This window comes from Streptomyces sp. NPDC003011 (assembly GCF_053591515.1).
In genome coordinates this window covers 1-21,387 of sequence record NZ_JBSFTY010000119.1, presented here as the reverse complement: position 1 = coordinate 21,387, position 21,387 = coordinate 1, and the positions used below count along the sequence as shown (strand labels likewise).

At 71.1% G+C, this 21,387-nt stretch carries 23 protein-coding genes and 1 pseudogene; 17 read left to right on the top strand and 7 right to left on the bottom strand.

Going from position 1 to position 21,387, the window contains the following annotated elements:
* The 3 genes from ACWD0J_RS37810 to truA all read left to right on the top strand — a co-directional run.
* Window positions 1-381: DNA-directed RNA polymerase subunit alpha C-terminal domain-containing protein (locus tag ACWD0J_RS37810; protein WP_358955986.1), on the top strand; the 381-nt coding region annotated here is incomplete at its 5' end.
* 173 nt (window positions 382-554) lie between these two features.
* Window positions 555-1,076, top strand: a complete 522-nt coding sequence (gene rplQ, locus ACWD0J_RS37805) for a 50S ribosomal protein L17 (RefSeq protein ID WP_451500403.1) — start codon at window positions 555-557, stop codon at window positions 1,074-1,076.
* A gap of 142 nt (window positions 1,077-1,218) precedes the next feature.
* Window positions 1,219-2,076, top strand: a complete 858-nt coding sequence (gene truA / locus ACWD0J_RS37800) for a tRNA pseudouridine(38-40) synthase TruA (RefSeq protein ID WP_451500402.1) — start codon at window positions 1,219-1,221, stop codon at window positions 2,074-2,076.
* 19 nt (window positions 2,077-2,095) lie between these two features.
* Here truA and ACWD0J_RS37795 read toward each other — a convergent pair whose 3' ends face one another.
* A complete protein-coding gene (locus ACWD0J_RS37795; RefSeq protein WP_451500401.1) occupies window positions 2,096-2,983 on the bottom strand; it encodes a hypothetical protein in 888 nt (295 codons plus the stop codon).
* A 74-nt stretch (window positions 2,984-3,057) separates the two neighbouring features.
* Here ACWD0J_RS37795 and ACWD0J_RS37790 point away from each other — a divergent pair, with 74 nt between their 5' ends.
* The 4 genes from ACWD0J_RS37790 to glmM all read left to right on the top strand — a co-directional run bounded on the left by ACWD0J_RS37790 (window position 3,058) and on the right by glmM (window position 7,063).
* On the top strand, window positions 3,058-4,242 hold the full coding sequence (locus ACWD0J_RS37790; RefSeq protein WP_451500400.1) for a glycosyltransferase 87 family protein: 1,185 nt from the start codon (window positions 3,058-3,060) through the stop codon (window positions 4,240-4,242).
* 206 nt (window positions 4,243-4,448) lie between these two features.
* Window positions 4,449-4,892: a 50S ribosomal protein L13 gene (gene rplM, locus ACWD0J_RS37785; protein WP_286064078.1), complete on the top strand. Its 444-nt coding sequence runs from the start codon at window positions 4,449-4,451 to the stop codon at window positions 4,890-4,892.
* A 42-nt stretch (window positions 4,893-4,934) separates the two neighbouring features.
* Window positions 4,935-5,450, top strand: a complete 516-nt coding sequence (gene rpsI / locus ACWD0J_RS37780; protein ID WP_451500399.1) for a 30S ribosomal protein S9 — start codon at window positions 4,935-4,937, stop codon at window positions 5,448-5,450.
* A gap of 254 nt (window positions 5,451-5,704) precedes the next feature.
* Window positions 5,705-7,063, top strand: a complete 1,359-nt coding sequence (glmM, locus tag ACWD0J_RS37775; RefSeq protein WP_451500398.1) for a phosphoglucosamine mutase — start codon at window positions 5,705-5,707, stop codon at window positions 7,061-7,063.
* Between the two features lie 337 nt (window positions 7,064-7,400).
* Here glmM and ACWD0J_RS37770 read toward each other — a convergent pair whose 3' ends face one another.
* Window positions 7,401-8,336, bottom strand: coding sequence for a DUF389 domain-containing protein (locus ACWD0J_RS37770; RefSeq protein ID WP_451500397.1), 936 nt, complete (start codon window positions 8,334-8,336; stop codon window positions 7,401-7,403).
* 16 nt (window positions 8,337-8,352) lie between these two features.
* Complete coding sequence (gene coaA, locus ACWD0J_RS37765; protein WP_451500396.1) at window positions 8,353-9,321, bottom strand: type I pantothenate kinase; 969 nt, start codon at window positions 9,319-9,321, stop codon at window positions 8,353-8,355.
* Window positions 9,322-9,496: 175 nt separating this feature from the next.
* Here coaA and glmS point away from each other — a divergent pair, with 175 nt between their 5' ends.
* On the top strand, window positions 9,497-11,344 hold the full coding sequence (gene glmS / locus ACWD0J_RS37760; RefSeq protein WP_451500395.1) for a glutamine--fructose-6-phosphate transaminase (isomerizing): 1,848 nt from the start codon (window positions 9,497-9,499) through the stop codon (window positions 11,342-11,344).
* Here glmS and ACWD0J_RS37755 read toward each other — a convergent pair.
* Window positions 11,305-11,517 (bottom strand): DUF397 domain-containing protein, encoded by a 213-nt coding sequence (locus ACWD0J_RS37755; RefSeq protein WP_451500404.1) that lies wholly within the window; start codon window positions 11,515-11,517, stop codon window positions 11,305-11,307. The two genes, glmS and ACWD0J_RS37755, sit on opposite strands and share 40 nt — an antisense overlap.
* Window positions 11,518-11,525: 8 nt before the next feature.
* Window positions 11,526-12,362: a helix-turn-helix domain-containing protein gene (locus ACWD0J_RS37750; RefSeq protein WP_451500394.1), complete on the bottom strand. Its 837-nt coding sequence runs from the start codon at window positions 12,360-12,362 to the stop codon at window positions 11,526-11,528.
* A 199-nt stretch (window positions 12,363-12,561) separates the two neighbouring features.
* Here ACWD0J_RS37750 and ACWD0J_RS37745 point away from each other — a divergent pair.
* The 4 genes and pseudogenes from ACWD0J_RS37745 to ACWD0J_RS37730 all read left to right on the top strand — a co-directional run bounded on the left by ACWD0J_RS37745 (window position 12,562) and on the right by ACWD0J_RS37730 (window position 14,260).
* Window positions 12,562-12,994: pseudogene (locus ACWD0J_RS37745) on the top strand (ATP-binding protein).
* Entirely contained in the window at window positions 12,991-13,407 is a 417-nt protein-coding gene (locus ACWD0J_RS37740; RefSeq protein ID WP_451500393.1) for a hypothetical protein, read from the top strand. Before ACWD0J_RS37745 ends, ACWD0J_RS37740 begins: the two are co-directional and overlap by 4 nt.
* Window positions 13,408-13,536: 129 nt before the next feature.
* The gene (locus ACWD0J_RS37735; protein ID WP_451500392.1) at window positions 13,537-13,878 is read left to right on the top strand and encodes a hypothetical protein; all 342 of its coding nucleotides are present in this window, start codon (window positions 13,537-13,539) and stop codon (window positions 13,876-13,878) included.
* 10 nt (window positions 13,879-13,888) lie between these two features.
* Window positions 13,889-14,260 carry a holo-ACP synthase gene (locus ACWD0J_RS37730; protein WP_451500391.1) on the top strand — a complete coding sequence of 124 codons (372 nt, stop codon included), beginning with the start codon at window positions 13,889-13,891 and terminating at the stop codon, window positions 14,258-14,260.
* Between the two features lie 112 nt (window positions 14,261-14,372).
* Here the strand turns inward: ACWD0J_RS37730 and ACWD0J_RS37725 are convergent, their stop codons facing one another.
* Window positions 14,373-15,551: a hypothetical protein gene (locus ACWD0J_RS37725; RefSeq protein ID WP_451500390.1), complete on the bottom strand. Its 1,179-nt coding sequence runs from the start codon at window positions 15,549-15,551 to the stop codon at window positions 14,373-14,375.
* A gap of 141 nt (window positions 15,552-15,692) precedes the next feature.
* On the opposite strand from ACWD0J_RS37725, the gene ACWD0J_RS37720 reads away from it, so the two are divergent.
* The 5 genes from ACWD0J_RS37720 to ACWD0J_RS37700 all read left to right on the top strand — a co-directional run bounded on the left by ACWD0J_RS37720 (window position 15,693) and on the right by ACWD0J_RS37700 (window position 20,893).
* Window positions 15,693-17,126, top strand: coding sequence for an NAD(P)H-hydrate dehydratase (locus ACWD0J_RS37720; protein ID WP_451500389.1), 1,434 nt, complete (start codon window positions 15,693-15,695; stop codon window positions 17,124-17,126).
* Window positions 17,127-17,393: 267 nt separating this feature from the next.
* Window positions 17,394-18,551, top strand: a complete 1,158-nt coding sequence (gene alr / locus ACWD0J_RS37715; RefSeq protein ID WP_451500388.1) for an alanine racemase — start codon at window positions 17,394-17,396, stop codon at window positions 18,549-18,551.
* Between the two features lie 221 nt (window positions 18,552-18,772).
* Window positions 18,773-20,026 (top strand): alpha/beta fold hydrolase, encoded by a 1,254-nt coding sequence (locus ACWD0J_RS37710; RefSeq protein ID WP_451500387.1) that lies wholly within the window; start codon window positions 18,773-18,775, stop codon window positions 20,024-20,026.
* A complete protein-coding gene (gene tsaE, locus ACWD0J_RS37705; RefSeq protein WP_451500386.1) occupies window positions 19,992-20,504 on the top strand; it encodes a tRNA (adenosine(37)-N6)-threonylcarbamoyltransferase complex ATPase subunit type 1 TsaE in 513 nt (170 codons plus the stop codon). Before ACWD0J_RS37710 ends, tsaE begins: the two co-directional genes overlap by 35 nt.
* Window positions 20,505-20,722: 218 nt before the next feature.
* Entirely contained in the window at window positions 20,723-20,893 is a 171-nt protein-coding gene (locus ACWD0J_RS37700) for a hypothetical protein (protein WP_451500385.1), read from the top strand.
* Between the two features lie 56 nt (window positions 20,894-20,949).
* Here ACWD0J_RS37700 and ACWD0J_RS37695 read toward each other — a convergent pair.
* Window positions 20,950-21,387: hypothetical protein (locus ACWD0J_RS37695; RefSeq protein ID WP_451500384.1), on the bottom strand; the 438-nt coding region annotated here is incomplete at its 5' end.

Genomic DNA, 21,387 nt, shown 5'->3' with positions numbered 1-21,387 from the left:
CTGGTCGAGCTGTTCGGTCTGGCGCGCGAGCTCAACATCGACGCCGAGGGCATCGACATGGGCCCGTCCCCCACGGACGCCGCCCTCGCCGCCGATCTCGCCCTGCCGATCGAGGAGCTGGAGCTCACCGTCCGGTCGTACAACTGCCTCAAGCGCGAGGGCATCCACTCCGTGGGTGAGCTCGTGGCGCGGTCCGAGGCCGACCTGCTGGACATCCGCAACTTCGGTGCGAAGTCCATCGACGAGGTCAAGGCGAAGCTGGCCGGCATGGGCCTCGCGCTCAAGGACTCGCCTCCCGGGTTCGACCCGACCGCCGCCGCCGACGCCTTCGGCGCCGACGACGACGCGGACGCCGGGTTCGTGGAGACCGAGCAGTACTGACAGCTCGGGCCGTCCGGTCCGTACTCCGGCGCGGGTGCGCTGTGGCTTGACGCGCAGTTCCCCGCGCCCCCTCCAGGCCCCTTCGGGGGCCTGGATCTCCGACAGGCGTCCGCCTGCTCGGATACTGACTCCGGTACCTGATACGGCCGGGGCAGACCCTGAGGAGAAAGACCATGCCGAAGCCCACCAAGGGTGCCCGTCTGGGCGGCAGTGCCGCGCACGAGAAGCTGCTCCTCGCGAACCTCGCGAAGTCGCTCTTCGAGCACGGCAAGATCACCACCACCGAGGCGAAGGCGCGCAGGCTGCGCCCGTACGCCGAGCGTCTGGTCACCAAGGCGAAGAAGGGCGACCTTCACAACCGCCGTCAGGTGCTCCAGGTGATCACGGACAAGAGCATCGTCCACACGCTCTTCACCGAGATCGGCCCGCGCTACGAGAACCGTCCGGGTGGCTACACCCGTATCACCAAGATCGGTAACCGCCGGGGCGACAACGCGCCCATGGCTGTCATCGAGCTGGTCGAGGCGCTGACGGTGGCGCAGGAGGCGACCGGCGAGGCCGAGGCCGCCACCCAGCGTGCCGCGAAGGACGCCGAGGCTCCGGCGGCCGAGGAGACCAAGGTCGACACGGCCAAGGCCGACACGGCCAAGGCCGACGAGGACGCGGCTCCGGCCGAGGAGTCCAAGGACGCGTAAGCGTTCTGCCGGGGGCTGATCCGTCGGCGGGTGCGGCTTCGTCGTGGCTCGTCGCGCAGTTCCCCGCGCCCTTTGGGGCGTTGGCGGGTCCGTTCCTTCCGAGGGGCGGGCCCGCTTCTGTGTGTGCTGAGAGGATCTCTGGGTGAGTGACGAAGTTGAGGCCGGGTTCGTGCGGGTGCGGATGGATCTCTCGTACGACGGGACCGCCTTCTCCGGCTGGGCCAAGCAGGCCGGGGGCCGGCGGACCGTGCAGGGGGAGATCGAGGAAGCCCTGCGGACCGTGACGCGGTCGAAGGACACCACGTACGAGCTGACCGTGGCCGGGCGGACCGATGCCGGGGTGCACGCGCGCGGGCAGGTGGCCCATGTCGACCTGCCCGCACAGCTGTGGGCCGAGCACCGGGAGAAGCTGCTCAAGCGGCTTGCCGGGCGGCTCTCCAAGGACGTGCGGGTGTGGTCCCTCACCGAGGCCCCCGACGGCTTCAACGCCCGTTTCTCGGCGATCTGGCGGCGGTACGCGTACCGCGTCACCGACCATCCCGGGGGCGTGGACCCGCTGCTGCGCCACCATGTGCTCTGGCACGACTGGCCGCTGGACGTCGACGCCATGAACGAGGCCGCGCGAGGGCTGCTCGGTGAGCACGACTTCGCCGCCTACTGCAAGCGGCGGGAGGGGGCGACCACCATCCGGACGCTCCAGGAGCTGAGCCTGCGCAGGGACGCCGACGGGATCATCACCGCCACCGTCCGCGCCGACGCCTTCTGCCACAACATGGTGCGCTCGCTCATCGGGGCGCTGCTGTTCGTGGGGGACGGGCATCGCGGGCCCGACTGGCCGGGGAAGGTGCTCGCGGCCGGCGTCCGGGACTCGGCCGTGCATGTCGTACGGCCGCACGGGCTGACGCTGGAGGAGGTCGGCTACCCGGCCGACGGACTGCTGGCCGCGCGCAACAAGGAGGCGCGGAACAAACGGTCGCTGCCCGGGGCCGGCTGCTGCTGAACCGGCCCCCGCACCCCTGCTAGCCGCTCGCCGCGGCCGACGCCTGGGCCTCGCCGCGGCGGCGGATCTGGCGGAACGTGAACTCGGCCAGGTCGTCGCCGGTGGAGAAGACCGCCGTGTCCTTCGTCGTCACGTCCTTGCCGTCGGTGAAGCCGGCGATGGTGAAGTAGGCGTACCGGCCGTAGGAGTTGGTGGTCGAGCGGCAGACGGCCGAGTTGCAGAAGGCGGCGACGCCGTCGCCGGACAGCGACGCGACGATGCTCTTCTTGTCCGCCTGGCCCTTGGCCTTGAGCGCCGCCGCCTCGGTGTCGAAGACCGCGACGCCGACCGTCACCGCGACGCCGTCCTTGGTGTAGGTGACCCGCAGCAGGCGGGTGCAGCCGTTGTCGTCGAGGACCTTCACCAGGGTGCCCTTGGCGGCCGTCGCGCAGTTCGTAGTGTCGGCCTTCGGGCCCTTCTTGTAGACGGTCGAGCCCATGGTCAGCCGCGTGCCCGGGAACAGGATGTCCGGGGCGAGCGGAGCCGTGTCCTTGTTCTTGCTGGCGACGAAGTCCTTCGGATCCAGCGGGGGCGGCGCGCTGGTCGGCTCGAACGACGGGGCGCCGGTGCCGGTTCCGCTGGGGATGTCCGCGGTCGGAGGCAGCTGGGAGTTCGGCGTGTTCGAGGCCTCGTCGTTGCCGTTGGCCGACACCACGGCCATGGCCACGGCCGTGCCGATCGCCATCGTGGCGAGCGCGCCACCGCCGATCAGCAGCAGCCGGCGCCGCTTGTTGCGCGTCTCGGACGCCTCGGCGAGCGCGGCCCAGTCCGGCGCCTGGCCGGCGCCGCCGTCCCACGGCTGCTGCTGGGATTGCGGTTTCCAGGGATCCCACTGGGACGGGGGTCCCCCCTGCTGCCCAAAGCTCATGGGGCGCATCTTAGACGGGGTGAGCGGTGTGCCGGTCCGCCTCAAGACGCTCTGGAGCCCCTAGCGTTCGGACGATGAGCGACCGCAAAAGCGACATCTCCGGGTGGTTGGTACGAAGGGCGAGCCGGCATCTGTGGGCGGCACTCGTGGCCGTGCTGGGCGCGACGGCGGTGCGCACGGCACGGCTGACCTCGGACGGAGGGATGGACAACGCGATCGTCGTGCGGGCCGCGCGCACCTGGCTGGCCGGCGGCTCCCCGTATGACGATCCGCACTTCCTCTATTTGCCGAGCGCGGTGCTGGCGGCGGTTCCGCAGGCGCTGCTGCCGTCGGGTGTGCTGCGGGTCCTGGTGCCGTTCGCGGTGACCGGCTGCCTCGTCCTCGGCTGGGTGTGCGCCCTGCGGCTGTACCGGGTGCCGCTGGACAGCCGCTTCGCCGCGCTGGGCCTGGCCGCTCTGGCGGTGGGCTTCGCGCCCTTCGGCCATCTGGTCCTGCTGGGCAACTGGACGGCGACGGCCGCGCTGGCCCTGCCGCTGGCCCTGCTGCTGGCGGGCCGGGGCCGGTGGGTGGCGGCGGGCGCGGTGATCGGCGCGGCCGTCGCGCTGAAGCCGCTGCTCGCACCGCTGGCGCTGCTGTTCCTCTTCGCCCGCCGCTGGCGGGCCCTCGGGGCCCTGATCGCGGTGCCGGCGCTCGCGTCCGCCCTCTGTGCGCTGCTGCTGCCCGATCCGGCGGGTTTCTTCACCCGCACCCTGCCGTTCCTGCTGCACGGCGACGACGGCTTCGTACGGCTGTACGAGGCCTCCCCGGCGGCCGTGCTGCCCCGGCTCGGGGTGCCGGCACCGGTGGCGGAGCTCCTGGCGCTGTCGGCCGCCGGTGCGGTGGTGGTGTGCGCGTACCGGCGCTGGTGCCGCTCGGGTCCGGGTCCGCTGCGGCTGGCGGAGACGGCGGCGGCCCTGATGCTGTCGGCGTTCCTCGTCTCCCGGCCGTCGTACGACCACTACCTCCTGGTCGTCGTCCCGCTGCTGCTCGCGGGGCTTCCGTGCCCGGGTTCGGCCGCCCGCAGCCCCTGGTTCTGGCTCTCCCTGGTCCCCCAGGTGCCGGGTCTGACCTGGCCCGGTCTGGAGCCGCTGCGGCGCCGGGCCTTCAAGGACGCCTTCACGCTGTGTGCCCTGACGTACACGGTCGTGCGGCACGGGTGGGCACGGGAGCGCGGAATGCCCGTAGAATCGGCTCGGCCTACGGCAGTGACCTCGTTTTGACCCATCTGGGGCAGCGCGGGTATCCTGCATGTTCGTTGTGTATTGGCTTGCTCATTCTCACGGGACGGGCCCTTACACCGGTCCACCGGGCCGATGACCAGCGACCCCACGTACGCGGTATGCGTCGCCGCAGTGCGGTCCAGGCTGTCGTGATCGTTTCGGTGACCTTGTCTAGGACCATTCACTCGAAGCGAAGGCTACGAACCGTGCGTACGTACAGCCCCAAGCCCGGCGATGTGACGCGCCAGTGGCACGTCATCGACGCTCAGGACATCGTCCTGGGTCGTCTCGCCACCACCGCCGCCACCCTTCTGCGGGGCAAGCACAAGCCGATCTACGCGCCTCACGTCGACACCGGTGACTTCGTCGTCATCATCAACGCCGACAAGGTGCACCTCTCCGGCAACAAGCGCACCCAGAAGCTGGCGTACCGCCACTCCGGTTACCCGGGTGGTCTGCGCTCCGTCCGTTACGACGAGCTGCTCGACAAGAACCCCGAGAAGGCCATCGAGAAGGCCGTCAAGGGCATGCTCCCCAAGAACACCCTGGGCCGCCAGATGCTGTCGAAGCTGAAGGTCTACAGGGGCGACCAGCACCCCCACGCTGCCCAGCAGCCGGTGCCGTTCGAAATCACCCAGGTCGCGCAGTAAGTCCGGCCACCCCCTAAGACTGAACAGAATCTGAGGAGAATCGTGGCCGAGACCACTGCCGAGCAGCCGCTCGACGAGACCGTCGACATCGACAGCTACACCACCGAGTCCGAGGTGCCCGTCGAGGGCGAGTACACCTCGGAGTCCATGGCTTCCCGCTTCGGCGACCCGCAGCCGGCCGCCGGCCTGGGCCGTCGCAAGAACGCCATCGCCCGCGTCCGGATCGTTCCGGGCTCCGGCAAGTGGAAGATCAACGGTCGCACCCTTGAGGACTACTTCCCCAACAAGGTGCACCAGCAGGAAGTCAACGAGCCCTTCAAGGTGCTCGAGCTCGAAGGCCGCTACGACGTCATCGCCCGCATCTCCGGTGGCGGCGTCTCCGGTCAGGCCGGTGCGCTCCGTCTCGGTGTCGCCCGCGCGCTGAACGAGGCGGACGTCGACAACAACCGTGGCGCCCTGAAGAAGGCCGGCTTCCTCCGTCGCGACGACCGTGCGGTCGAGCGCAAGAAGGCCGGTCTCAAGAAGGCCCGCAAGGCCCCGCAGTACAGCAAGCGCTAAGCTTCGCTGCCTGCTCGTACGCCTACGAGCTCGCTCGTACGTACTCCGAACGCCCCGGCGGCACGCCATTGTGCCGCCGGGGCGTTCGTTTTTCACACAGCCTTGGGCGTATAACGGCACAAGGCGCTCAAAGGCTTGTGTGATCGGATGTTCAGGCATGGAATGCCTGGGATGCGGGAGCCGTGGCGGTGCCCTTGGACGAAGGCGCGCCGCAGGGAACTGCTCCCGTCACTGACGCTTCCTCAGGAGGACAAGTGGGACGACTCTTCGGCACGGACGGCGTGCGCGGTGTCGCCAACGCGGATCTGACGGCCGAGATGGCCCTCGGCCTCTCCGTCGCCGCGGCGCACGTACTGGCCGAGGCGGGCACCTTCGCGGGCCACCGGCCGACCGCCGTGGTCGGACGGGACCCGCGCGCGTCCGGGGAGTTCCTGGAGGCCGCGGTGGTCGCGGGCCTCGCCAGCGCGGGTGTGGACGTCCTGCGCGTGGGTGTGCTGCCGACGCCCGCCGTGGCGTACCTCACGGCCGCGCTCAGCGCCGATCTCGGCGTGATGCTGTCCGCCAGCCACAACGCCATGCCCGACAACGGCATCAAGTTCCTCTCCCGCGGTGGTCACAAGCTCGACGACGAGCTGGAGGAGCGGATCGAGGCGGTCTACGAAGAGCACCGCACCGGCGCCCCGTGGGACCGGCCGACCGGTGCGGGTGTGGGGCGCGTGCGCTCGTACGAGGAAGGGTTCGACCAGTACGTCGCCCACCTCGTCGCTGTCCTGCCCAACCGGCTCGACGGGCTGAAGATCGTCCTCGACGAGGCGCACGGCGCGGCCTCCCGGGTCTCGCCGGAGGCGTTCACGCGGGCCGGTGCCGAGGTCGTCACGATCGGCGCCGACCCGAACGGGCTCAACATCAACGACGGCTGCGGGTCCACCCACCTCGGCCTGCTGAAGGCCGCGGTCGTCGAGCACGGCGCCCACTTCGGCATCGCGCACGACGGGGACGCGGACCGGTGCCTGGCCGTCGACCACACCGGTGAGGAAGTGGACGGCGACCAGATCCTGGCCGTCCTCGCGCTGGCGATGCGCGAGCGCGGGGCGCTGCGGGCCGACACGGTTGTCGCCACCGTCATGTCCAACCTGGGCTTCAAGCTGGCGCTGGAGCGCGAGGGGCTCAAGATCGTCCAGACGGCCGTGGGGGACCGGTACGTGCTGGAGGAGATGAAGGAGCACGACTACGCGCTCGGCGGGGAGCAGTCCGGGCACGTGATCATCTCTGATCACGCGACCACCGGTGACGGCACGCTGACCGGGCTGCTGCTGGCGGCCCGGGTCGCGGCGAGCGGGCGGTCGTTGCGGGAGCTGGCGGCGGTGATGGAGCGGCTGCCGCAGGTCCTGATCAACGTGCCCGACGTGGACCGGTCCCGGGTCGGGACGTCCGCCGAGCTCGCGACGGCTGTCGCGGACGCCGAGCGGGAGCTCGGTGAGACGGGGCGGGTGCTGTTGCGGCCGTCGGGGACGGAGCCGTTGGTGCGGGTGATGGTGGAGGCGGCGGATATCGACCAGGCGCGGTCGGTCGCGGGGCGGTTGGCTGATGTGGTGAAGTCGGCGTTGGGGTAGGCGGGGGGTTGGGTCCCGGTCCGGGTGCCGGGTGCCGGGTGCTGGGTAGCCGGTCCGCCCGGTCCGCCGGTTCGCCGGGTTCGGTGTCTTGGGCCTGCGGCCCGGGGCGGTGCCGGGTTCGGGGTGGGGGTGCGGTGGGGTGCGGGGTGCGGGCTCGTTGTGGCTGGTCGCGCAGTTCCCCGCGCCCCTGGGGGTGGGGTGCGTGTGTGGTTGGGTGCGGCTTGGTGGGTGCTGGGTGCGCAGTTCCCCGCGCCCCTGGGGGGTGGGGCCGGGGTGCGCAGGTTCTCGCGCCCCGGGGGGTGGGGCTGGTTGCGCAGGTTGTCGCTTCTCTGGAGGGCTAGGACGCTGATCGTTTGCGTTGGGCGGTCCAGAGCCACTTCTGGAGGAGCAGGGTGAGGGTGCCGGCCAGGATGATGCCCAGGAGGTTCAGCAGGAGTTGTTCTGTTGAGCGCCAGGCCTGGTTGGTGTCCGTGTAGATGAGGGCCACGGCCGCGTTGGCGGCGGCGGGCACCGTGGTCACGGAGATGGCGACGCCGACCAGGGCGCCGGACTTGGCGGACGTCAGGGAGAGGGTGCCGGCGGCTCCGGCGAGCACCGCCACGACGAAGGAGAACCAGTCGGGGGCGTAGATGAAGCCGGTGTTGGGGCGTTCGGCCTCCAACTGGGCCTCGGTGAACAGGCCGACCGAGTCCATGAAGAGGCTGAAGCCCACCGTCACCACCATCGCCACGGCGAAGCCCACCAGCAGAGCGATCAGTGAGCGGAGTGCCAGGCGCGGCGCGCGCTGCACGGCCGCCGTGCAGATGCCGGCCAGCGGGCCGAACTCCGGCCCCACCGCCATCGCGCCCACGATCAGGATCGCGTTGTCCAGCACCACACCGCAGGCCGCGATCATCGTGGCCAGCGTGATGAACGCGAGGTAGGTGATGGAGAGGGTCGACTCCTCGTGGGTCGCCTCGGTCAGGTGCTCCCACAGGACCGCGTCCGCGCCCTCGCCGGGTGCGTCCGCCTCGGCCTGGTCGGCGCGCTTGGACAGTGACAGGTCGATGTTCTCCACGGCGATGGAGCCGCTGCTGTCCAGGCCCAACTTCTGGAGCCCGGTGAGCAGTTCGTCACCGGCCTCGCGCGCGACGTCGCACATCACCACGTCACCGGCGGGGTTGCGGGCGGCGCCCGGCATGACGACTAGGTGGGTGGTGCCGACCGTCTCCTCGATCAGGTGGACCACTTCGTCGGTCTTGCCGGACGGAGTGATGAGGCGCAGATGCAGCATGGCCGCAGACTAACGGTCACAACTTCCGCAGGCTCAGGCGCTGTACCTTGTGGTCCGCTCCCTTGCGGATGATGAGGGTGGCGCGGCCACGGGTGGGGGCCACGTTCTCGACGAGGTTGGGCCGGTTGATCGTCCGCCAGGTCGTGCGGGCGTAGTCGAGGGCCTCCTCCTCGGACACCTGGGTGTACTTGCGGAAGTACGAGGACGGGTTCTGGAAGGCCGTCGCGCGCAGCTTCTTGAAGCGGTTCAGGTACCAGCGCTCGATGTCCTCGACGCGGGCGTCGACGTACACGCTGAAGTCGAAGTAGTCGGCGAGGCCGACCCGGGTGCGGCCGTCCTTGCCGGGAAGGGCGGGCTGCAGGACGTTCAGGCCCTCGACGATCAGGATGTCGGGGCGGCGGACCGCGAGGCGCCGGTCCGGGACGATGTCGTAGATGAGGTGGGAGTAGACGGGCGCCGTGACCTCCTCCTTGCCGGCCTTGATGTCGGCGACGAAGCGGGTGAGCGCGCGGCGGTCGTAGGACTCGGGGAAACCCTTCCGCGACATCAGGCCGCGGGCCTCCAGTTCCCTGGTGGGCAGCAGGAAGCCGTCCGTGGTGACCAGTTCGACGCGCGGGTGCTCGGGCCAGCGGGAGAGCAGGGCCTGGAGGAGGCGGGCGACCGTGGACTTCCCCACGGCGACGGAGCCGGCCACTCCTATGACGAACGGGGTGCCGGACTGGGAGCCCTGCTCGCCGAGGAAGGTGTTCAGCGCGCCTCTGAGGCCGTCCGTGGCCCCGACGTAGAGGTTGAGGAGCCGGGACAGCGGGAGGTAGATGTCCCGCACCTCGTCGAGGTCGATGACGTCACCGAGGCCGCGCAGCTTCTCGACCTCCTCCGCGGTGAGCGGCAGTGGCGTCTTCTCGCGCAGCACACTCCACTCTGCTCGGGTGAGATCGACGTAGGGAGTCGCCTCCGGCCTGTGCCGGTGGGCGCTCCGGGGCATCGGGGAGACCGGAGAGATCACAGTCCATTGTTAACGGAGTTTGAACGGGATGGCGGGTGGGGTCCGTCACGCTCGGCTTTCCGTGCGTATCGGGGCTTCGTACGGTGGTGGGAATTTCCGATTTCGGGCACGCGGGAGCCCTTTCGGGCAGGATTTCGTGCGTAGGCTGCCGCTCATGTGCGGAATCGTGGGATACGTGGGGTCGCAGTCGGCGCTCGATGTCGTGATGGCCGGACTGAAACGACTGGAATACCGGGGGTACGACTCGGCGGGTGTCGCCGTGCTCGCGGACGGCGGGCTGGCGGCGGCGAAGAAGGCCGGGAAGCTGGTGAACCTGGAGAAGGAGCTGGCCGACCGGCCGCTGCCGGCGGGGACGACGGGCATCGGGCACACGCGGTGGGCGACGCACGGCGGACCGACGGACACGAACGCGCATCCGCATCTCGACAACGCGGGCCGGGTCGCCGTCGTGCACAACGGGATCATCGAGAACTTCGCCGCGCTGCGGGCCGAACTGGCGGAGCGCGGACACGCCCTGGCCTCCGAGACGGACACCGAGGTGGTGGCCCATCTGCTCGCCGAAGAGTTCTCCTCCTGCACGGACCTGGCGGAGGCGACGCGGCGGGTGTGCGGGCGGCTGGAGGGCGCGTTCACGCTGGTCGCGGCGCACGCCGACGCGCCGGACGTGGTCGTGGGGGCGCGGCGGAACTCGCCGCTCGTGGTGGGCGTCGGGGCGGGCGAGGCCTTTCTCGCCTCGGACGTCGCCGCCTTCATCGCCCACACGCGGTCGGCGATCGAGCTGGGGCAGGACCAAGTGGTGGAGCTGCGCCGGGACGGGGTGACGGTGACGAACTTCGACGGCAGCCCGGCCGACGTGCGCGCGTATCACGTCGACTGGGACGCGTCGGCCGCGGAGAAGGGGGGCTATGACTACTTCATGCTCAAGGAGATCGCCGAGCAGCCCAAGGCGGTCGCCGACACGCTGCTGGGGCGCATCGACGCGGCCGGTTCGCTGACGCTGGACGAGGTGCGGATCCCCCTCGGGGAGTTGCGGGAGATCGACAAGGTCGTCGTCGTCGCCTGCGGTACGGCCTTCCACGCCGGGCTGATCGCCAAGTACGCCATCGAGCACTGGACCCGGATCCCCTGCGAGGTGGAGCTGGCGAGCGAGTTCCGGTACCGGGACCCCATCCTCGACGCGCGCTCCCTGGTCATCGCCATCTCGCAGTCCGGCGAGACCATGGACACCCTGATGGCGCTGCGGCACGCCCGCGAGCAGGGGTCCAAGGTGCTGGCGATCTGCAACACCAACGGTTCGACGATCTCCCGCGAGTCGGACGCGGTGCTGTACACCCACGCGGGCCCTGAGGTCGCGGTCGCCTCGACCAAGGCGTTCCTGACGCAACTGGTCGCCTGCTATCTGGTCGCGCTGTACCTGGGCCAGGTGCGGGGCACGAAGTGGGGCGACGAGATCGGGGCGGTGATCCGGGACCTGTCGCAGATCTCCGGCGAGGTCGAGCGGGTCCTGGAGACGATGGAGCCGGTACGGGCCCTGGCGAGGTCGCTCGCCGCGAAGGACACGGTGCTGTTCCTCGGGCGGCACGTGGGGTATCCGGTCGCGCTGGAAGGCGCGCTGAAGCTGAAGGAACTCGCCTACATGCACGCCGAGGGCTTCGCGGCGGGCGAGCTGAAGCACGGGCCGATCGCGCTGATCGAGGACGACATGCCGGTGGTGGTGGTCGTGCCGTCGGCGCGGGGGCGGTCCGTGCTCCACGACAAGATCGTGTCCAACATCCAGGAGATCCGGGCGCGGGGGGCGCGGACGATCGTGATCGCGGAGGAGGGCGACGAGGCGGTGGTGCCGTACGCGGATCACTTGATTCGCATTCCGGCCACGCCGACGCTGCTTCAGCCGCTGGTGGCGACGGTGCCGTTGCAGGTGTTCGCCTGTGAACTGGCGACGGCCCGGGGCAACGAGGTGGATCAGCCGCGGAACCTGGCGAAGTCGGTGACGGTGGAGTGAGGTGACTTCAGGGCGTCGAGGAAGGGGGCGAAGGCCTCGGCCGGGAAGGTGAGGGTTGCCCTGGCCGGGGTCTTCGAATCGCGTATGGCCACTCGGGCGGGGCTATTGGCGATTTCGACGCACTCGTTGCCGTCGCCCGCGCCTGAGTAGGAGGACTTCCGCCAGTTGTCCATTGAGTGCCTCACAGCTCTTTCGTCAGCTTGTGGATGAGTTCGCGCGACCGTTCGGGATCGAGTGCAGAGGCCTCTACGGTACGGAACGTCGTTCGGTAGGTGTTGAGTTGGGCTTCGGAGTCGATCAGGACTGAGCCATGGGGTGCGTCACGCACCACAGTGTCCAGTTTGGGGACTGGTCCACCGACGTACGTCATGGTGCTCCCGGCAGTGGCGAAGCCGTCGACGTCGAAGGGGATGACGCGCAAGGTGACGTGGTCTGCTTCGGAGAGCTCAAGGAGCCGGGTGAGCTGAGCATACGAGGTGGCTCGATCGCTGACCCTGATCCGAAGCGCAGCCTCGTGGATGACCACTTCGTGCGGGATCCTGATCTTCTGGCGGGCCATTCGATGCTGGATGCGCAACTCGATCTCCTGCCTGGTGAGTTCAGGAAGCCTGGACTGGAACACCGCGCGCGCATAAGCCTCAGTCTGCAGCAGGCCAGGCACGTACAGGACGGAAACCTGGCGTTCGAACCGAGCATGGTGCTCCAGCTCGGACAGGTCCAGGAACGGGGTGGGCAGCAAACCCCGGTATTCCTCCCACCAGCCCCGTGTTCGATCCGTGGCCATCGCGACCAGCGCGTCGATGAACTCCTCGTCCGTGCAGGCGTAGTGGGACGCGAGACGGCGTAGCCGCTCTTCGCTCACCCCTGAGGAGCCGGACTCGATGTGGCTCAGCTGCACGGGGTTCACGCCGAGCAGCGCTGCTGCCTCGCGGGCGCTGAGACCTGCGGCGTCACGGAGTCGCCGAAGCTCGACCGCCAGGCGTAACTGACGGGCCGTTGGTTCGCGCCTGGTCGTCATCGATTGCTCCTCCTCGTGGGAGGCAGATTACGCGATCGACTTGCCCAACCGAAAGATTAACCCCTACCGTCAGTGATGCGACGCACACGTTGCGGAACAACCGGGACCCCGGAAGCGCACCGCCCCGTCCTGCCGTGACGGCTGCGGCACTGCCACCGCCCGCCGGCCTCAACCCCCACCACTTGAACGGAGTTCACGCATGCCTGAAAGCGAAAGCGAGAGCGGGACCGAGTCCTGGGAGTACTGCCTGTACATCCCGAACGACCTCCGGGCCGTCACCGTCAGTCGCCGTACCCTCCGCCTGATCCTGACGATGCACGGGCTGATCGGCCTGGTCGACGTCGCGGAGCTGCTCGCCACCGAGCTGGTCTCCAACGCCGTACGGCACACCAAGGGGCCGGCCGCGCTTCGGGTGCGCTGGTCGGTCGGCGGGGGTGCTGCGGATCGGGGCGTGGGACGCGGACCCGGAGCCGCCCGAGCCGCCACGGGCGTGGGAGCAGCTCGGCGAGTCGGAGCAGGGGCGGGGACTCGCTCTGGTGCGGGCCTGTGCCGACCTGTGGGGGTGGCATCCGCTGGCCAGACACGGCAACCGGGGCAAGTACGTGTGGTGCGAGCTGACCTCGGCGGCGTGAACGTGGTGGCGCGCCTCGAAAGGGTGAACGTCTCCCGATCGTCCGGACAGCTGTCCCACTACTCCACTGAGAAGGCGACCGTGGACACCGTGCTGCGCATCGGCCCAGCTGGAGAGAAACTGAGGGAAATCATGTCGTTCGTCAGCTACTTCCCCGGCCGGGGCACGGTCCGTGAGACGGCCTACCTGGAGGGCAAGACAGAAGGCAGGGTCGAAGGCGAGGCCAAGGGGATCTTGTTCGTGCTGGAGGTGCGCGGCATTCCCGTGTCGGACAGTGTGCGTGAACGCATCACCACCTGCACCGATCTCGACCGCATGGACGCCTGGCTGGAGCGCTCCCGCACGGTCGAGCGGGCCGAGGACCTGTTCGTCGAGGACCCGGAGGTTCCGGGGACCAGTCCAGAACGGGCCTGAGCGTTGGCCGGTCAGCAAGACAGTCAGCAAGACGACCCGCAGGGAGGGCCACCGGACGAGCCGCCGGAGCTGCTCGATCTCTACCGGTTCTCGACCACGTGCCTTGCGTTGGGCATCCCTGAGGACAGGGTGGCCGGTGACTTCCTGTTCGGGCTGGAGGGGCTCAGGCAGCGCGGAGTTCTTCGCGTCGAGGACGTGGCGCGGGTGCGCGCCGACGCGGTGGGCGAGGGTGAGGAACCCGTGCAGTGGGCCGCGGGCTTCGCCGCCGGGTACCTCTCGGCCTGGGCGGCGGCGGTACTGCGGGTCCTGGACACGCGCGGTGTCGGGTTCTCCAAGGAACTCCACCGGGGCGTCAGTCTGTGTGGCGACGCGGATCTGCTGACCCGTTTCCTGGATCGTGCCCTCACCGCGACCCATCAGGCCGATCTGGTCACGGGGGAGACGAGCCCGCGATCGGCGGACGGATCGTAGGGTGCTCGGCATGAGCATCATCGGGGTCGGCATCGACGTGGCGGAGATCGACCGGTTCCGGGCGTCGCTGGAGCGTACGCCCGGCATGGCGCAGCGGCTGTTCCTGGACAGCGAGTTGCTGCTGCCCAGCGGGGAGCGGCGGGGTGTCGCCTCGCTCGCCGCGCGGTTCGCCGCGAAGGAGGCCCTCGCCAAGGCGCTGGGCGCCCCGGCCGGCCTGCACTGGACCGACGCCGAGGTCTACGTCGAGGACAGCGGGCAGCCCCGGTTGCGGGTGACCGGGACGGTCGCGGCACGGGCGGCGGAACTCGGGGTGCGGTCCTGGCACGTGTCGCTCAGCCATGACGCGGGGGTGGCGTCGGCCGTGGTGATCGCGGAGGGGTGACGGCGGAGGGGTGACGGCGGTACCGGCACTGCCCAGGCGCCGGCCTGGGCAGTGGGGTGTCGTCGGTGCGGTGATCGCCGAGGGGCCGGTACGACGATGACGCCGGCTTGCGTCAGCAGATCGACTGCGTGCTGTTGACGAGGGTGTTGTTGCGGAACGTGGTGTTCGTGCCGCAGGGGTTCTCGCGGATCGCGGAGTTCGTCACCGTCAGGTTCTGGATCGTGATGTCCGCGTTGTTCGGGAACTCCGAGCGGGCCGCCAGCCGGATCTCGCCGCCGCCGGTGACCGTGCCGCTCTGGGCGGCGATGTTCACGTTGTAGCAGTTCTCGACCAGGATCGCGTTGTTGCCGGTGTTGGAGAGGTTCACCCGGTCGATGACCGCGCCGCCGCTCTCGGACACGCAGAACACGCCGCGTCCGCCGCCGCGGGCGATGACCTCGCCCACGCGGATGTTGGTGGGGTACGAGCTGCCGACCCGGCCGTTGCGGTTGGCCATGCGGAAGGCCGCGTAACCCGTGCCGGCGCCCGCCCCGTCCGCGTCGACCTTGGTGACGGTGGCGTTGACGGTCTGGTTGAGCAGCAGGCCCGACTCGCCGACGTTGCGCGCGGTGACCGTGCCGATGGTGAGGCCGTCGACGCCGTACGTCTCGACCGCGTGACTGGACGCCCCGGAGACGTACGCGTTGTCGATCCGGACGTTGCGCGTCCACTGGCTGGTGTCGCCCCGGTTGTCGATCCGGACGCCGAGGCCCGCCGACAGGCGCATGTCCAGCTGGCCGAGGACCACGTTCTGCACGTTGCGCAGGAAGATCCCGTACAGCGGGCTGCCGGTGAGGTTGAGGTGCTGGACCTCGATGTCCCGGGTGCCGCGGGAGTAGACCGGGGCCTGGTCGCCGGTGCCGGTGCCGGTGACGTTGATGGTGCCGCAGACGTCGAGGGTGGTGTAGCTCGGCAGGGATATGCGCGAGCCGGCGGACATCGAGCCCGAGCCGCGGACCACGACCCGTTCCTTGGCGGTGCGGCCGGCGGTGAGGCTGTTGACGGCCGCCTGGACGGCGGCGCGCAGGTCGGTGCCGGTGTAGACGGTGCTGCTGCCGCGCCGCGCGGTCCAGGTGCTGCCGTTGAGGACGGCCTCTGCCTGGTACGAGCCCTCGCCGCAGGCGGCGGCCACGGCGGCGGGCGCTGCGGGCGCGGTGGGGGCCGCGGTGGCGGTGGCGGGTGCGGTGAGGGCACCCGCGGCGAGGAGGGCGACGGTGCCGGAGGCGGCGATGAGTGCGGCTCTGCGTCCCATGGGGTCCGTCCTGTTGTCGAAACGATTCGACTGAATCGATTCACTTGTGGGGGTCCGTGAGTTTGGCAAAGGGGCGGCAAAGCGTCAATGGGCGTGGCATGCCCGGGCATTCACTTTCCGTTCTGCGGCAGACTCGAACGCATGCGTACTGCGTACAGCGTGGAGACGGTAAGGGCGGCCGAGCGGGAGCTGATGGCACGGCTTCCGGACGGGGCGCTGATGCAACGCGCGGCGGCCGGACTCGCCGCGGCCTGCGCGGACCTGCTGGGGCGGGTGTACGGCAGCCGGGTCGTGCTCCTGGTCGGCAGCGGCGACAACGGCGGCGACGCGTTGTACGCCGGGGCCCGGCTCGCGCGCCGGGGCGCCGGGGTCACCGCGGTGCTGCTCGCGCCCGAGCGGACCCATGCCGGGGGGCTCGCGGCGTTGCGGCGGGCGGGCGGGAGCGTCGCGGGGACGGACCCGGGCGAGGAGGTGATCGGCCGGGCCGACCTCGTCGTCGACGGGATCGTCGGCATCGGGGGGAAGGGCGGACTGCGGCCGGACGCCGTGCCGTTGGCCGCCGCCGCGGAGCGGTCCCGGGCCGCCGTGGTCGCCGTCGACCTGCCGAGCGGTGTGGACGTCGACACGGGTCAAGTGCACGGGGTCGCCCTGCGGGCCGATCTGACGGTCACCTTCGGGACGCACAAGCCGGGGCTGCTGGTCGATCCGGCGCGGGAGTACGCCGGGTCGGTGCGGCTCGTCGACATCGGGCTGGAGCTGCCGGACGAGCCCGCGCTGGAGGCGTTGCAGCACGCGGACGTGGCGCGGCTGCTCCCGGTGCCGGGGGCGGAGAGCGACAAGTACCGGCGGGGCGTCGTCGGGATCGCGGCCGGCTCCGCGCGGTACCCGGGGGCGGCGGTGCTCGCGGTGGCGGGGGCACTGCGGGGCGGCGCCGGGGCCGTGCGGTACGTGGGGCCCGCCGGGGACGCGGTCATCGCGCGCTTCCCCGAGACGCTCGTGTCGGACCAGGGGCCGCGGAAGGCGGGGCGCGTGCAGGCGTGGGTCGTCGGGCCGGGCGCGGGGGACGACGCCGGGACGGTGGCGGAGGTGCTGGCGGCGGACGTACCCGTGCTGATCGACGCGGACGGGCTGCGGCTGGCGGACGCCGAGGCGGTGCGGGGGCGGGCGGCGCCGACGCTGATGACTCCGCATGCCGGGGAGGCGGCGGCGCTGCTCGGAGTGGCACGGGAGGAGGTCGAGCGGGCCCGGCTGGACTCGGTGCGGGAGCTGGCGGGGCGGTACGGGGCGACCGTGCTGCTGAAGGGGTCGACGACGCTGGTGGCCGATCCCGGGGGCGGGACGGCGGTGCGGGTGAACGCGACGGGGACGTCCTGGCTCGCCACGGCGGGGAGTGGGGACGTGCTGTCGGGGCTGACGGGGTCGTTGCTGGCGGCGGGGTTGTCGGCGCGGGACGCGGGAAGCGCGGGGGCGTATCTGCACGGGTTGGCGGGGCGGTTGGTGGCGGACGGGGCGCCGGTGGGGGCGCATGACGTGGCGGGGGCGATTCCGGGGGCGTGGCGGGATGTACGGCGGTGAGCTCGGGGCCGTGGGCCGGGGGTTCGGGGGTCCGGGGTCGGGGGTCGAGTGGGTCTGGCCTTGGGTGGGGGAGTGGGTGAGTGAACGGGGGTGGGCGGGGCCCGCTTGGGTGTGATGCGCCCCCGCCGCCCCTACCCGTCCCGTCCCCGGGGGCTGCCGCCCCCGGACCCCCGCTTCGGCCCTGAAGGGGCCTCGTCCTCGAACGCCGGACGGGCTGGAGGCAGCGCCGGAGGCTCTGTCGGACCCCTCTGAGACACTGGGGGCGCGATGAGTGAGACAGCAGCCCTGCCGAGTGCGCCCCTGCGTGCCCGCGCCGAGATCGATCTGGCCGCCCTGCGGGCCAACGTGCGGACCCTGCGCGCCCATGCGCCGGGCGCGGCCCTGATGGCCGTGGTGAAGTCCGACGCGTACGGCCACGGGGCGGTGCCGTGTGCCCGCGCGGCCGTCGAGGCGGGGGCGAGCTGGCTGGGTACCGCCACGCCCGAGGAGGCCCTCGCGCTGCGCGCCGCCGGGCTGCCCGGGCGCGTCATGTGCTGGCTGTGGACGCCCGGCGGGCCCTGGCGGGAGGCGATCGAGGCCGACCTCGACGTGTCCGTCAGCGGGATGTGGGCCCTGGACGAGGTCTGCGCGGCGGCCCGTGCCGCCCGTGTCCCCGCGCGCGTGCAGCTGAAGGCCGACACCGGGCTGGGGCGGAACGGCTGCCAGCCCGGCGACGACTGGCACGCGCTGGTCGGCCAGGCCCTGCGCGCCGAGAGCGAGGGGCTGATCCGTGTCACCGGGCTCTGGTCGCACTTCGCCTGCGCCGACGAGCCAGGACATCCCTCCATCGCCGCCCAGCTGACCCGTTTCCGGGAGATGGTGGCGTACGCGGAGGGGCGGGGCGTCCGGCCCGAGGTGCGGCACATCGCCAACTCGCCCGCCACGCTCACCCTGCCCGAGTCCCACTTCGACCTCGTCCGGACCGGCATCGCCGTCTACGGCGTCTCGCCCAGCCCCGAGGTCGGCAGCCCCGCCGGCTTCGGGCTGCGTCCGGTGATGACGTTGTCGGCGTCCATGGCGCTGGTGAAGCGCGTTCCGGGGGGTCACGGCGTCAGTTACGGGCATCACTACGTCACACCGGGCGAGACGACCCTCGGTCTGGTGCCCGTCGGCTACGCGGACGGCGTCCCCCGGCACGCCTCCGGGACCGGCCCGGTGCTGGTCGACGGCAAGTGGCGGACCGTCGCCGGCCGGATCGCCATGGACCAGTTCGTCGTCGATCTGGGCGGTGACGAGCCCCCGTCCGGCGCGGAGGCGGTGCTCTTCGGGCCCGGTGACCGCGGCGAACCCACCGCCGAGGACTGGGCGCAAGCGGCCGGGACCATCGCGTACGAAATCGTCACCCGCATCGGAACGCGCGTTCCCCGCGTCTATGTGAATGAGTGACAAGTCACTCTGAATCGGCGGCAGGACGGGTAACCGCACGGGGACACGGACACACAGTGCCTCGGGGGGCCACCCATACCGAACGGCATCACGGGCACTGAGACGTACCAGGAGCACCACCGGCACCACCGGCACCAGTCTCAGTATCACCAGCACCATCGGCATCACCGATCACCGATCACCGATCAGCGGTCCACCAGTCCGGCGAAGAGGAGCGGTACGTGAGCGAGAGCAGCGCGGAGGTCGTCGCGAGCGTCGCCTCGGCGGCCGTCGCCTCCGCTGCCGAGGGGGCGACCGGCGGATGGCGCAAGGCCACCGGGATCGCGGGCGCGGCGATAGGGGTGGTCGCGGCGGGCGCGGCCGCCGGCGTCGCTCTGGAGCGGCTCACCGTCGGCCGCGGGATGCGCAGGAAGGCCCAGCTCGCGCTGGACTCGGCGGGACCGTACGGCGCCGTGCGCGGCATGCCGGGCACGGCCTACGGCGACGACGGCACCGAGCTCTACTACGAGGTCGACGACGTCGAGCCGGAGGGCGGGCCGGAGCCCCGGCGGCGCCGGCTCTTCGGGCGCAAGGCGCCCGCTCCCGTCACCGTCGTCTTCAGCCACGGCTACTGCCTCAGCCAGGACTCCTGGCACTTCCAGCGGGCGGCGCTGCGGGGCGTCGTGCGGACCGTGCACTGGGACCAGCGCAGCCACGGGCGGTCCGGGCGGGGCGTGGCCCAGGTGCAGGACGGGGTGCCGGTCACCATCGAGCAGCTCGGCCGCGACCTGAAGGCCGTCATCGACGCCGCCGTGCCGGAGGGGCCGATCGTGCTGGTCGGGCACTCCATGGGCGGGATGACCGTCATGGCGCTGGCCGACCAGTACCCCGAGCTGATCCGGGAGAGAGTGGTGGCGGTGGCGTTGGTGGGCACGTCGTCCGGGCGGCTCGGCGAGGTCAACTTCGGGCTGCCGGTCGCCGGTGTCAACGCGGTACGGCGGGTGCTGCCCGGGGTGCTGAAGGCGCTGGGACAGCAGGCCGCGCTGGTGGAGAAGGGGCGGCGGGCCACAGCCGACCTGTTCGCCGGGATCATCAAGCGGTACTCCTTCGCGTCCCGGGACGTCGACCCGGCCATCGTCCGGTTCGCCGAGCGGATGATCGAGGGCACGCCGATCGACGTGGTCGCCGAGTACTACCCGGCGTTCAACGACCACGACAAGACCGAGGCGCTCGCCCTCTTCCAGGACATGCCGGTGCTCGTGCTGGCCGGGGTGGGGGACCTCGTCACGCCGAGCGAGCACAGCGAGGCCATCGCCGACCTGCTGCCGGAGGCCGAGCTGGTGCTCGTCCCGGACGCCGGGCACCTGGTGATCCTGGAACACCCGGAAGTGGTCACCGACCGTCTCGCCGACCTGCTCACCCGCGCGGGTGCCGTCCCGGCAGGAGCTACCGTAAGTGGCTATGGAAGCACCAGCGGAGCCGTACGACCCGGTTGAGACCGAGCTGACCGTCACCTCTCCCGAACAGATGCGGGAGCTGGGCCGAAGGCTCGCCGAACTGCTGCGCGCGGGCGACCTCGTGATGCTCACCGGGGAGCTCGGCGCGGGCAAGACGACCCTGACCCGGGGGCTGGGTGAGGGGCTCGGGGTCCGGGGCGCCGTCACGTCCCCGACCTTCGTGATCGCCCGCGTCCACCCGCCGCTCGGCGACGGTCCGCCCCTCGTGCACGTCGACGCCTACCGGCTGGGCGGCGGACTGGACGAGATGGAGGACCTCGACCTCGACGTCTCGCTGCCCGAGTCGGTGGTCGTCGTGGAGTGGGGCGAGGGCAAGGTCGAGGAACTGACCGACGACCGGCTGGAGGTCGTCATCCACCGGGCCGTCGGCGACACCACCGACGAGGTGCGGCACGTGAGGCTGACCGGGCTCGGGGAGCGCTGGGCGGCGGTGGATCCGAGCGTGCTGTCGGTGTGATGACGAGGGTCCCGGGCCGGTGCTGCCGGTGGGATGACGACGGCCTCGGGCCGGTCCTGCCGGCGTGACGTGATGGCGGTCCGCGGGACGGTCCATGAATGTTCCGACAAGACGTCGGCAAGATATTGCGTTCGGCGTCTTCGGCGTGGTCACATGGTACCCAATCCTTAGTTAGGCCTACCTAACTAAGCCCGCCCCCGAACTTCAGGAGGCGTTCCATGCCGGCCACCGAGAACAAGCCGGAGCCGCGGTCCTCCGCGGTCGTCGCCGGCGTGTCCATGCGCGACCTGCTGGCGTCCTGCGCCGCGGCGAGCGCGGTGTCCACACCGCCCCGCCTGCCCGACCCGCAGGTGTCGCGACCGGTCCGGGAGCACCGCGAGGCCGCCTGAGGGTGTCGTTGACGTCGAGGCCGTCCAGGGGTGTCGTCCGGACCGGCCCCGGACGGTCAGCGGATCACGACGACCTTCTCGCCGATCGTCGCGAACCGCCACATCGCGTCGCCGTCCGCGCGGGTCTCGCGGATGCCGCCGGTGCGGACGCCCTGGCTGGAGGACGAGGACGAGGACGAGCCCGGCACCGCCGCGCTGAAGCCGATGGACACGCCGTCCACGCTGGTGAAGCGGACCACGTGCTCGATGGGGGTGCCGTCGGTGCCGGTGACCGAGTTCGAGCGGGAGGTGACCGCGTAGGTGCCCGGCGCCGGGTCGACACTCCCGGGGGTGACCTTGAACGTGCGCGTGACCTTGTCGCCCGCTCCCACCAGCCACACCCGGTCGTCGTCCACCGAGTACACGACCCGGGAGCCCGTACCGGAGGCGGCGGGCAGGGCCGCGGGGTCCGTCCGGTCGCGGGGCGCCTTCGGGGCGGCCGCCGCGGGCGAGCC